13 protein-coding genes are annotated in these 11,872 nt (G+C 60.1%); 4 read left to right on the forward strand and 9 right to left on the reverse strand.

All coding sequences use genetic code 11. The features are described from left to right. Window positions 1-3: 3 nt before the first annotated feature. The gene (gene ribD / locus AC244Q_RS06325; RefSeq protein ID WP_128405767.1) at window positions 4-1,320 is read left to right on the forward strand and encodes a bifunctional diaminohydroxyphosphoribosylaminopyrimidine deaminase/5-amino-6-(5-phosphoribosylamino)uracil reductase RibD; all 1,317 of its coding nucleotides are present in this window, start codon (window positions 4-6) and stop codon (window positions 1,318-1,320) included. Further along, window positions 1,320-1,931 (forward strand): riboflavin synthase, encoded by a 612-nt coding sequence (locus tag AC244Q_RS06330; protein ID WP_128405768.1) that lies wholly within the window; start codon window positions 1,320-1,322, stop codon window positions 1,929-1,931. Before ribD ends, AC244Q_RS06330 begins: the two co-directional genes overlap by 1 nt. A 121-nt stretch (window positions 1,932-2,052) precedes the next feature. On the opposite strand, the gene rfbA is transcribed toward AC244Q_RS06330, so the two are convergent. From rfbA to AC244Q_RS06375, 9 genes are all read right to left on the reverse strand, one after another. Next, entirely contained in the window at window positions 2,053-2,922 is an 870-nt protein-coding gene (rfbA, locus tag AC244Q_RS06335) for a glucose-1-phosphate thymidylyltransferase RfbA (protein WP_128405769.1), read from the reverse strand. A 10-nt stretch (window positions 2,923-2,932) separates the two neighbouring features. Beyond that, window positions 2,933-3,820 carry a dTDP-4-dehydrorhamnose reductase gene (gene rfbD, locus AC244Q_RS06340; protein WP_128405770.1) on the reverse strand — a complete coding sequence of 296 codons (888 nt, stop codon included), beginning with the start codon at window positions 3,818-3,820 and terminating at the stop codon, window positions 2,933-2,935. Window positions 3,821-3,823: 3 nt separating this feature from the next. Next, on the reverse strand, window positions 3,824-4,879 hold the full coding sequence (rfbB, locus tag AC244Q_RS06345; RefSeq protein WP_128405771.1) for a dTDP-glucose 4,6-dehydratase: 1,056 nt from the start codon (window positions 4,877-4,879) through the stop codon (window positions 3,824-3,826). Between the two features lie 6 nt (window positions 4,880-4,885). After that, window positions 4,886-5,464, reverse strand: a complete 579-nt coding sequence (rfbC, locus tag AC244Q_RS06350; RefSeq protein ID WP_012756891.1) for a dTDP-4-dehydrorhamnose 3,5-epimerase — start codon at window positions 5,462-5,464, stop codon at window positions 4,886-4,888. 23 nt (window positions 5,465-5,487) lie between these two features. Next, window positions 5,488-7,464: a glycosyltransferase family 1 protein gene (locus AC244Q_RS06355; protein ID WP_128405772.1), complete on the reverse strand. Its 1,977-nt coding sequence runs from the start codon at window positions 7,462-7,464 to the stop codon at window positions 5,488-5,490. A gap of 250 nt (window positions 7,465-7,714) precedes the next feature. After that, window positions 7,715-8,521: a hypothetical protein gene (locus AC244Q_RS06360; protein ID WP_012756893.1), complete on the reverse strand. Its 807-nt coding sequence runs from the start codon at window positions 8,519-8,521 to the stop codon at window positions 7,715-7,717. Window positions 8,522-8,837: 316 nt separating this feature from the next. Beyond that, window positions 8,838-9,353 carry a GNAT family N-acetyltransferase gene (locus tag AC244Q_RS06365; protein WP_128405773.1) on the reverse strand — a complete coding sequence of 172 codons (516 nt, stop codon included), beginning with the start codon at window positions 9,351-9,353 and terminating at the stop codon, window positions 8,838-8,840. A gap of 10 nt (window positions 9,354-9,363) precedes the next feature. Then, window positions 9,364-9,867: a cupin domain-containing protein gene (locus AC244Q_RS06370; RefSeq protein ID WP_012756895.1), complete on the reverse strand. Its 504-nt coding sequence runs from the start codon at window positions 9,865-9,867 to the stop codon at window positions 9,364-9,366. Between the two features lie 215 nt (window positions 9,868-10,082). Next, complete coding sequence (locus AC244Q_RS06375; protein ID WP_128405774.1) at window positions 10,083-10,442, reverse strand: hypothetical protein; 360 nt, start codon at window positions 10,440-10,442, stop codon at window positions 10,083-10,085. Between the two features lie 346 nt (window positions 10,443-10,788). On the opposite strand from AC244Q_RS06375, the gene ribH reads away from it, so the two are divergent. Both ribH and nusB read left to right on the forward strand, forming a co-directional pair. Next, window positions 10,789-11,244 carry a 6,7-dimethyl-8-ribityllumazine synthase gene (gene ribH / locus AC244Q_RS06380; RefSeq protein ID WP_113545992.1) on the forward strand — a complete coding sequence of 152 codons (456 nt, stop codon included), beginning with the start codon at window positions 10,789-10,791 and terminating at the stop codon, window positions 11,242-11,244. 3 nt (window positions 11,245-11,247) lie between these two features. Next, the gene (gene nusB, locus AC244Q_RS06385; protein WP_012756897.1) at window positions 11,248-11,730 is read left to right on the forward strand and encodes a transcription antitermination factor NusB; all 483 of its coding nucleotides are present in this window, start codon (window positions 11,248-11,250) and stop codon (window positions 11,728-11,730) included. Window positions 11,731-11,872: the final 142 nt, after the last annotated feature.

Consider the following 11,872-nt stretch of genomic DNA (forward strand, 5'->3'; position numbering starts at 1 on the left):
GCCATGAGCATCACGCCGCATGACGAACGTTTCATGGCGGCGGCGATCCGCCTGTCGCGCTGGCATCTCGGCCGCACCGCCACCAACCCCTCCGTCGGCTGCCTGATCGTCAAGGATGGCGTCATCGTCGGCCGTGCGGTGACGGCGCTCAGTGGCCGCCCGCATGCCGAGACGCAAGCGCTCGCTGAGGCCGGCGCGCTCGCCCGCGGCGCCACCGCTTATGTGACGCTCGAACCCTGCTCGCATCACGGCAGGACGCCGCCCTGTTCCGAGGCGCTGATCGCTTATGGCGTTGCCCGCGTCGTCATCAGCGTCACCGATCCCGATCCGCGGGTCTCCGGCCGCGGCATCGCCATGCTGCGCGAAGCCGGCATAGAGGTGGATACCGGCGTGCTGGAGGCTGAAGGCAGGCACTCGCTTGCCGCCTATCTCACCCGCCAGACGAAGAACCGGCCCTATGTGACTCTCAAACTTGCCGTTTCCGCCGATGGCATGATCGGCCGCGAGGGGGCAGGGCAGGTGGCGATAACAGGCCCGGAAGCCCGTGCCCAGGTGCAGGCGCTGCGCGCCGAAACCGATGCGATCCTCGTCGGCATCGGCACCGCGATTGCGGATGATCCGCTGCTGACGGTGCGTTCGCCAGGTCTTGAATCGCAATCGCCGATCCGCATCGTCCTCGATCCTTCCCTGGCATTGCCGCTGACCAGCAAGCTCGTCGCGACGGCGCGGGAAGTGCCGGTCATCGTGGTGGCGAGCGAGGAAGTGTGGCCGTTGTCGGCGGATGCGGAGGGGCTACCCCCCTCTGTCCTGCCGGACATCTCCCCCACAAGGGGGGAGATCGGCAAGGAGCCTGCTCCGCGTTCTCCAGCTTCCGATGATGATGGTTTCGCCTCCAGGCAAGATGTGGGGCAAGAGGCTAGCCCCCAGCCAATCTCCCCACCTGTGGGGGAGATGCCCGGCAGGGCAGAGGGGGGTAACCCACCCACAGATCCCACAGACATGGACTCCCGCCGCGCAGCCCTCGAAGCCGCAGGCGTCGAAGTCGTCCATTGCAATCCCTATCATCCGGAAGTCCTGTTGCCGGCACTCGCGACGCGCGGTATTTCCTCGCTTCTGGTCGAGGGCGGTGCAAAGACGGCGCGGCTTTTCCTCGAGGCTGGCCTTGTGGACCGCATCCAGCATTATCAAGGGCCTGTTGTGATCGGCGAGCGCGGTATTGAATCCCCGCTTGATGCTACCGACATACCATCGGGTTTTGCCCATACGGGCACGCTGATGTTCGGCGGCGATCGCCTGGACGAATACGAAAGAGGGCTTTGATGTTCACCGGAATAGTCACCGATATCGGTACGATCGAATCCGTTTCACCGCTGAAGGAGGGCATCAAGCTCCGCGTTGCGACGAGTTACGACCCGGCGACCATCGATATGGGCGCATCCATCTCGCACTCCGGCATCTGCCTCACCGTCACCGGCCTGCCGCAGGAAGGTAGCAACGGCCGCTGGTTCGAGGTCGAGGCCTGGGAAGAGGCGCTGCGGCTGACGACCATCGCCACCTGGCAGGAAGGCAGCCGTATCAATCTCGAGCGGTCGCTGAAGATCGGCGATGAACTCGGCGGTCACATCGTTTCCGGCCACGTCGACGGCAAGGCGGAAATCCTCTCGGTGACATCAGAGGGCGACGCCACCCGCTACCGTCTGCGCGCGCCCGAACATCTGGCGAAATTCATCGCCCCCAAGGGTTCGATTGCACTCGACGGTACTTCGTTGACGGTCAATGCCGTCGACGGCACGGATTTCGATGTGCTGCTCATCCGCCACACGCTCGAGGTCACCACCTGGGGTGATCGCAAGGCTGGCGATTTCGTCAATTTCGAAGTCGACACCATGGCGCGTTATGCCGCCAGGCTGGCCGAATTCCCGAGCACCTGAATCAAAAACCTGTGACGGTTTTCAGGGTCACACCACGACTGGCATGCTGGGCGCGAAACATCATCAGGCGCTCGTCGACGCATCCAACTGCGCGTCTGCGACGCGGCGTCGGCCCGATAGCTCACCAATCCGGGGACAGCTTCGTCAGATACTGGCCGTAGGCGCTCTTGCCGAGCTTCTCTGCGAGCTTGGCGAGGTCGTTCTGCGAGATGTAACCCATGCGCCAGGCGACTTCTTCAGGGCAGGCGATCTTGAAGCCCTGGCGTTTCTCCAGCGTGCTGACGAAACCTGCGGCATCGAGCAGGCTGTCCGGCGTGCCGGTGTCGAGCCAGGCATAGCCCCGGCCCATCAGCTCCACGAAAAGCTGGCCGCGCTCGAGATAGGTGCGGTTGACATCGGTGATTTCCAATTCGCCGCGCGGTGACGGCTTCAGGTTGGCGGCGATATCGACCACCTGCTGGTCGTAGAAATAGAGGCCGGTCACCGCCCAGTTCGATTTTGGCTTCTTCGGCTTCTCCTCGATCGACAGGGCATTCATCTTTTTGTCAAAGCCGACAACGCCATAGCGTTCCGGATCGGTGACGTGATAGGCGAACACCGTTGCGCCTTCCCGCCGACCCGTGCCGGATTTCATGATTTCCGGCAGTCCGTGCCCGTAGAAGATGTTGTCGCCGAGAACGAGTGCCGAGCTGTCGCCGTGCACGAAGTCGGCGCCGATGATGAAAGCCTGGGCGAGGCCGTCCGGGCTCGGCTGTACGGCATAGGTCAGCGAGATTCCCCATTGCGAGCCGTCACCAAGAAGGCGCTTGAAGGCTTCGACGTCGTGAGGCGTGGTGATGATCAGCAACTCCCTGATGCCTGCGAGCATGAGCGTCGTTAGCGGATAGTAGATCATCGGCTTGTCGTAGACCGGCATCAACTGTTTCGAAACGGCCTGCGTGATCGGATGCAGACGCGTGCCTGTGCCGCCGGCGAGAATAATTCCCTTCATGCCCATCTCCTTAAAGACCCTTATTCAAAAGGTCTTGCATGACAAAAGTCATGGACTGCTTCCACTCCGGCAGCCGGATTCCATAGGTTCTGGCGAGCTTGTCGCCGTTGAGACGTGAATTGGCGGGCCGCTTCGCCGGTGTCGGATAGTCCGCCGTCGGGATGCGCTCGACGCCGACGTTTCTGCCGCCGGATTTAGAAAGCTCCGTGAATATCTCTTCGGCGAAGTCCGCCCAGCTTGCCTCGCCGCTGCCGGTCAGGTGAAAGGTGCCGCGCAGCGATGGCGCAGGGTCCGCTACGATACGGGATGCGATCGCAAGAATCGCGTCGGCGATGTCGAGTGCCGAGGTCGGGCATCCTGTCTGATCGGCGACGACGCGAAGATGATCGCGCGTCTCGGAAAGCCGCAGCATCGTTTTCACGAAGTTGGCGCCAAAGGGCGAATAGACCCAGGCGGTACGCAAGATGACGTGGTTCGGGTTCGCCGCCGCGACGGCCTTCTCGCCCGCGAGCTTCGAACGCCCATAGACGGAGATCGGCGCCGTCGCATCCTCTTCGGAATAGGCGGAGGCCTTGTCGCCGCTGAAGACGTAGTCGGTCGAAATGTGGATGACCGGGGCCCCGATCCGCGCAGCAGCCTCGGCAACCGCCCCGGCGCCTGCTGCGTTGACGGAAAAAGCAAGCTCGGGTTCGCTCTCGGCCTTGTCGACCGCCGTATAGGCAGCCGCCGAGACGATCACATCCGGCCGCAGAGCCGAGAAGGCGGCTGCGATGCTTGCAGGATCCGCGAGGTCCATTTCCGGGCGCCCGACCGCGCTGATTTCGACGCCCATTTCAGCGCCCCGTCTGAGCAGCGACTGAACGACCTGGCCCTGTTTGCCGGTGACGGCAATGCGCATCGCTTATCGTCCCTTGAAAACGCCGAGGCGTTCGCCGGAGTAGACATTTTCGCGCAGCGGCCTCCACCACCATTCGTTTTCCAAGTACCAGTGCACGGTCTTCTCGATGCCGGTTTCGAAGGTCTCTTGCGCCTTCCAGCCGAGTTCGCTTTCGAGTTTGGAGGCGTCGATCGCATAGCGTGCGTCGTGTCCGGGGCGGTCCGTGACATTGGTGATCAGACGTGCATGCGGTCCCTTGTCACTGTAGACGCCGTCGAGAATAACGCAGATGCGATGAACGACATCGATGTTCCTGCGCTCATTGCGGCCGCCCACATTGTATTTTTCGCCGGGGCGCCCACTGGATGCGATCGTGAAGAGCGCGCGGGCGTGGTCTTCGACATAGAGCCAGTCGCGGACATTCGCGCCATTGCCGTAAACGGGAAGAGGCTTGCCCTCCAGTGCGTTCAGGATCATTAGCGGAATGAGCTTTTCGGGGAAATGGAACGGGCCGTAGTTGTTGGAGCAATTCGAGACAACGACGGGCAGGCCGTAGGTGCGGTGCCAGGCGATCGCCAGATGGTCGCTGGCGGCCTTGGAGGCGGAGTAGGGCGAGGACGGGTCGTAAGGCGTCGTCTCCTCGAAGAGGCCCTCGTCGCCGAGCGAGCCGTAGACCTCGTCCGTCGAGACATGCAGAAAGCGGAAGGCACTCTTGCGGCGAGCGTCGAGCCCATCCCAATAGTGCCGTGCGGCATCCAGCAGGCTGAATGTGCCGACGATGTTGGTCTGAATGAAATCGTCCGCGCCCGAGATAGAGCGGTCGACATGGCTCTCTGCCGCGAGATGCATGACGATATCAGGGCGGAAGGACGCGAATGCTTCCTGCATCCTGGCGCGGTCGCAGATGTCGGCCTGCAGGAATTGATAGTTCGGCGCCGATTCGACGGATTTCAGCGATGCCAGATTGCCGGCATAGGTCAGCGTGTCGACATTCAGCACCTCGGCGCCGATCTCGCTGACGAGATGGCGCACCAATGCCGATCCGATGAAGCCCGCTCCGCCCGTGACCAGTATGCGCATCGTCGATCAATCCCTGGGTTGCTGTGCTGAACAGGAAAAATGGCCTGGCAGGTCGGCGAGCCGCGGCAGCGTCTTGTCCTTGTCGGACAATACCATGTCTCTCTCATAGAAGGGCCAGCGGATACCGATCGCCGGATCGTTCCACGCGATGCCCCGATCATGCTGCGGGCTGTAGGGTGCGGTTACCTTGTAGCTGATGACGCTGTTCGGCTCGAGCGTTGCGAATCCGTGTGCGAAACCGGCCGGTACCCAGAGCTGCATACCATTTTCCGGCGAGAGCTCCTGAGAGAGCCATTTACCGAAGCTCGGCGATCCCTCGCGGATATCGACGACGATATCCATGATCCGCCCGGCAAGACAGCGCACCAGCTTGCCCTGTGCGAAAGGCGGTATCTGGAAATGCAGCCCCCGGACGGTGCCGGTCTGCGCCGAAAGCGATTCATTGTCCTGGATGAACGTGACGTCGGCCACATTTTCCCGGAACCAGGCATCCTTGAATACTTCGGAGAAGTAGCCGCGGTGATCGCCGAAGCGCGGCGGCGTGATCGCAATGATGCCCTCGATGGCCGTGGTCTCAATACGCATGACTTACCTTTTTGCGGCCTTTATCAAGCGCCCGCCCTCATGACGCTCATCAGCATGTCCGCCTGCGAGCGGCTTCGCATGGCCGCAAGGCCTGCCGCGGCAATGGCATCGCGCTCGTCGGCATCTGCGATCAGCTTGTAGCAGCGCTCGATCATGTCGTCATAGGGCTCAATTGCCAAGCCGCCGATGAAGGGCTGAAGGTCCGGATCGCGGATGTCGCCTTCCGTCAGCACGCAAACGCGATTGGCGAGCAGATAGGAAATGCGCACGATCTCGAAGACGCCGCTCGCATAATGATGGATGTTGATCACGATCTTGGCGCGGGCAATCGCCGCATCGCGTTCCGCGCCGTAGATGTTGAAGAGGTGCGCGACCTCGAGCCCGCCGTCCTTCAGCGTCTTCAGGATATGGTGGCGGCGTTCGTTCATCGAGCCGTAGAAGAGCACGTCGATATCTTTGACGGCGGCGTGCTGTATCTGGCTGAGGCAGCCGCTATAGCCGATCTCGAGCACGCCGGCGTGATCAATGCCTTTGGCGGCGAGATTCTCCCGGTTGCGCGGGCTGTAGTCGAGAACCGGAAGCGACTTCAGGATCGAGGTGTAGCGCGAATTGATCCAGATGCTTTCTTCGGACACCTGCTCGAGATTGATGACGACGCTGTCCTTTGGCAGATGGCTGACGATTTCGGCGGGGAGAAGATTGCCGCCATAAATGATCGGCGCACGGCCGGCGAATGCGTTCATGTCCCGGGTGATCGGTGCTGAGCCGCCGAGTTCCTCGAAGGCGCCCTGTAGGCCAAGCGCGACTTCGTCGAAGGCGTGGCTGTGATTGTAGTTGTCGGGCGTCACGATCCAGATGCAATGACGATCCCTGTGTGCCTGCCATCCGCCGGCAAAGGGCTGCAACAGGTTGCGGAGCGGCTGCTCGATCTTCGGCGCGGCTGATATAGCGGGCCTTTCCGTCTGCACCGGCTGCGGCTGTACCGGGGAAGCGCCTGACGCCTGAGGGGCATAGGCGCGCATCAATTCGCGGCCGCCGATAAATTGGCCCCGCGGCATCCAGCCGGGCGGATCATCAGCGCCCCAGATAAGGTGCGGCTGCTTGATCAATGGTTGACGGCCCTCCTGCCAAGAGGTCAAGTGGGCCTGGTCGCGGCTCAGAAGAAAAGCCTCCTTGGCGGCGAAGAGACCATGCAGCATCCGGCCGAGGCGGACGCCGAACTTCCACTCGAAATGGGCAGGCGCCGGCACGAAGGCGGCGATCTTCAATCCTTTGGCAGCAGTCTGCTGGACATAGAGCCCGAGCAGCCGCTCGATCACGAAGGGGCGCATCGTTGCGTTGGCGTCGCGTGAATACTGCGCCGAACCGGCATAGGCAGTGCCCGCCGGCGTGCCGAGGCGCGCTTCATTTTCCAGCGATCCCAGAATACGTTCGCAGAAGGCGAAATATCCGGACCAGAACTTCCTGTTGCCGCAGAAATAGTTGCAGAACGCGAAGGTGGTTTTGTCTTGCGGCGGTGCGATCGGATAGCCGAGCTCCTGGATATGCAGGAAGATCGGGTCCATGCCTGGATGGCCGCCAAGCAGCGAATGTTCCCAGACGTTGCTGTAGATCGCGGCGTGGCCGATCAGTGGATTGTAGAGATAGGCATCCGCACCTTCCGCCCTGGCCTTTTCCGCCTCGGTGACGAAAGCCGGAAAGCTCGTCACCGACTTCATCTCGAATTTGCTGGAGAGCAGCCCCCAAAACACGTCGTCGCCGAGGCCGATCGCCTCGTGATGCTGATGCAGCGTGAGGAAGAGTTCATATTCGCGGGTCGTAGCCTGCGTATTGAACGAGATGTCGAGCGGCATGGCAGCCGCATCGAGCTGGCTGCGCTGCGAGGGATCGAGATAAGGCTGATAGACAATGACGGATCCAGTGCCCGCAGCCTTCTCCGTGAGAAGCGCCAGATCAGGAAGACCGGCCGGCAAAGAAGAAATGGGCTGATTGATCGTCAAGGTATTGTCCTTCGCGAAGGGCTGCCGTCTGTATGGGAAATCCGCAGAACGGCAACTCGAGCCTGTTTGGTGCCTACTATTTGAGGTGAAGCTTGCGCCACACTGTTCGCAGAACTTTCACTGGTCAGCCTGGCGGGAGTGTGGGAGCTCGACTATCTGGGGTCGGCTTTTTCTAGCCAGCTTCATTGGCTCAGCCGCTTCTGCTGCCAGTATCGCAAAGAGTTGCGATTTTACGTTGGGCCGCCTCGGTTTATACGCCGCTTTTGTAGACCCCATCATTCGATACGGTCGCTATTTCTCCGAACAAGGACCCAGGTAAGCTATTGCCATAGAGTTCGGCTATCCGTTTGATTAGAAGATAGCTTCCCAGACGCTCCTGGCAAAATGAGATCGCACGTTTCTGCACGGGGTCTTCGGATTGAAACGGTTGATATCGTTTCGCAAATTCAAAAGACGGCGCCACAAGGCGCACAAAAGTATCCAGCCACCAGTCCGTCGGATACGTGCCGAGTTCAATGCCTCCAGGAACGAAAGTGCTGGAATTAAAAAATTGCAAAGCTTCGGCTTGCGTTAAAGTGTTTGCTTCGATTGCAAACGCTGTATATCGCAGGAAGTCAACAATATTGTGGAAGCGTGCATAGTGTTGAGATATGTTATGGAGATTTAATGGCCGAGGTAAGAAGAAGCTTTCTGTAAAAATCGCCGGATTCTCCGGTTTTATGATTCCTACTTCTTCTGAGGTTGCTGTATTCATCCCGGGATATTCGGGATTTGGTGTTCCTATTTTTAGTCGTGTTAAAAATTTACGATACTGCCAGATAGTAATGTTGCGAGGCTTTGCTGCTTCTTCGGAAACGACTTTCGCGATTACGATCGTTCCCAGCGATCCTGACAATTTCGCGTGAATCTCCTCCGGCTCGCTGAAAAAATCATAGCCGGCAATGACATCCATTCCCTTGTTGTCCAAAGGAGGTTTAGAATTGAGCCATATGATTTTCGAGCCCTCGGGAGGAGGGTAGCTCGGCAAATCCTTGTGGCAAACAATGAAAATGGTCATATTTGTGATCAGCCTCTTATGGATGGGGAGTTTCTGCCGGCTGCAATTACCACGCGGCTCGCCCGTCAATGCTTAGTTGTGTCAAGGTGGCGGACGGCAGTATTCCAAGCGTTTCTGCCTCTTGTCAGCGACTCTAAAGTGCGTTCCTTGCGCGTAGCAGGTGCGAAGTCCGGACCCATCCGGGGATGAAGTTGGGTGTCGCAAGTTGAGGGTGTCGATATCCATTTTCTTAAACTTGCCGTTGCTGTTGGCGATGTCGGCAAATGTGAGCAAGCCCGCAATGGCGCGCGCTATGTTGCCCGCTTGGTGGAATTCCCTACCGCGAAAACTGAATGATCTCGCCATTGTACTGTGTGCGCGCCGTCTCGCGGAAGCCGAGCTTGGCTGCGACCCGCAGCGAGGCCTGGTTCTCGGGGCTGATGATGCAGCTCATCGGTTTTCCTGGGAAATGCGTTTCCGCCCAGCCGATCAGGACGGTCAGCGCCTCGGTGGCATAACCGCAGCCGTGCGCCGAAGGCATCAGCGCCCAGCCTACCTCCATCGTCCCCTCGATCGAGGGTTCCATCTCGCGCCGGGCTTCGAGGAAGCCCGCTTCGCCGATGAACCGGCCGCTCTCCTTTTCGACGATCGCCAGAAAGCCGAAGCCCATATGGTGCCACATGCCGGCAATGCGCAGCATGCGGTTCCAGCTCTGCTCACGTGTCGACGGCACGCCGGTGATGAAGCGCACGACATGCTCGTCCGCCCACAGCGCCGCGTGCGCGTCGAAATCGTCGAGGCGGTGAGGGCGAAGCGTCAGCCGCGCCGTTTCGAGAGTCGGAATGTCGGTCACATCGGATCCTTCATGCGCCGGGCTCGCCGTCCCAATAGTCGAGATCGCCTTCCGACCGTCCGATGTGGCGGAAGCGCTTGGTTTCTGCACCGTCCCTGTTCGTCTTGGCAAGGAACTTTCCGGAATCGGGATATTCGACGATCTCGGTCTTCGCCATGGTCGAGATGCCGAGATAGACGAGTGTGGCGGTGCCGGTGTTGATGATCTGGTGCGCCGTTTCCGGTCCGCCTGCCGGCGCGCCGAGCACGTCGCCGGCCTTGATCGCATGGCGCGCGTCGCCGAAGCGGTATTCGCCGGCGCCCGCGATCACATAGAAGAGCTCGTCTTCGACGTGATGGTTGTGGAAGGGACAGCCCGATTTGCCGGGCGGTACCTCGTTGTAGCTGACGCCGAGCCCGGCCAGGCCAAGTAGCGCGCCGAAAGAGGTGTCGGTGCTTTCATAGAGCTCGCCCTGTTTCCAGTGGTCGAGCTTGAGATCGGCGGTATTGATCACCGCCTTCTGTTCCGTTGCCATGACGTCCTCCTGTTTCAACAAGAGAAGCCGTCATCCCGGGAAAATTCAATGATTATCTGAGCCTATCTCTGATATCCCCAGCATGGGCGGAGAGGAGACCGCCGCCCATGCTATGAGCGCCACGCATCGAACAAGGTGCGCCAGACGCTCGATCCCTTTTAACCCACGCATACCCCCGAAGATCGTTCCGATTTTCGGGGGTATGCGCTGGAGCGTCAGCGGACGTAGAAGGTCACGCTTCCATCAGCTGCCTGCTCGGCGTTGACGATGTTGCGGACGTCGACGCCTTCGTTGTTGAGCCGGTGGGCAAGCGACCTGTTGGCGTCGATCGAGGCCTGGATGCCGTGAACGGCCTGACCAGAACGTTCCGGTGCCGAGCGCGGACCGGTCGTCTCGTCGTCGAGGTTGCGCCAGTTGTGGACCTGTTCGACATTGAAGTCATTGCCGTGGAAGGTCCGGAGTGTCTGCTCGATGCCCTGGGCCGTGTTCATCCCAAGGCTTTCGGCCCGGCTGACGCCGGCAAAGGCGAGGGAGGAGAGGGCGGCAGCGAGGGTGATGGTGAGAACGCGGTGCATGATTGGTATCCTTTCATCTGCTTAGACGGTCGGCTGTCGTTGCAGGGGATCGTCTGCGTTACGACATGGAATTGGCATTCTTCCATTCGCGATTCAATGGATTAAGCCACTGAAAATCCATTAAGAATTGTTCACGAAAACTGCCTTCGAATTGCCGCTTTCCAGGCGACCGGGAAAGCTGATTTGAGAGGCTTGCCCAGCTGTGCATCTATAGTGCTGCTATCCCCTTGCAGAATTTCGCCTTTCGTATTGCGGCATCAGGCGAAATTGCTTGCCATTCGGCCGAAGGCATGTTTTGACCGCGGGCTGCCGAGTGGGTAAATGTCCCGCCAACCGAAGGTGAACCATGCCGAGAGAGACCGCTCCCCATATTTTGATCGTTGAGGCCCGCTTCTACGACGACATGGCCGACGCCCTGCTCGAAGGCGCAACCTTCGCATTGACAGAGGCCGGCGCCACCTTTGAGGTTGTCACCGTTCCCGGCGCACTGGAAATTCCGGCAGCGATTGCCATGTCGCTCGATGGAGACGACAATGGCGGAACGCATTATGACGGCTATGTCGCCCTCGGCATGGTCATTCGCGGCGAGACCTATCACTTCGATATCGTGTCGAATGAATCCTCGCGCGCCTTGATGGATCTTGCGGTCAGCGAGTCCCTTGCCATCGGCAACGGCATCCTGACCGTCGAAAACGACGAACAGGCATGGGCGCGCGCGCGCCGCGCGGATAAGGACAAGGGCGGATTTGCCGCTCGTGCAGCTCTGACCATGATCGAGCTGAAGCAGAAACTGGGTGCATAACGAATGAACGACGACAAGACGGAACGGCCGGTCAAGACTGCAAACCAGCGGGGCGCTGCCCGCCTTGCTGCCGTTCAGGCACTGTATCAGATGGATGTCGGCGGCACCGGCGTTTTGGAGATCGTCGCCGAATACGAGGCGCACCGTCTTGGCCAGGAACTTGACGGCGCGACCTATCTGAAGGCCGATGTCGCCTGGTTCCGTTCCATCGTTTCCGGCGTCGTGCGCGATCAGGTCCGCCTCGATCCGCTGATTGCCGCAGCCCTGCAGGATGATTGGGCCTTGTCGCGCCTCGACAGCACCGTGCGCGCCATCCTGCGCGCCGGCGTCTTCGAGATCACCGACCGCAAGGACGTTCCGGTGGCGGTCATCGTCACCGAATATGTCGAGATCGCCCAGGCCTTCTTCGATGACGACGAGCCGAAGCTCGTCAACGCTGTGCTCGACCGCATCGCAAAGCAGGTCCGCGGCGAGGCGAAGAAATAAGTCTTTAGCCGCCAAATAATCCCCCTACGTCTTTCTTCGTACCGCAATGGTTTTCGCCCCTTGCGGTCTTGACGCCACGTGATCGACCACGCAATCTCCGCACCGCTTAGCTGTGGCATTTCTGTGGAGAGGAAGGCGATTC

The sequence above is a fragment of the Rhizobium sp. CB2179 genome (assembly GCF_057653455.1).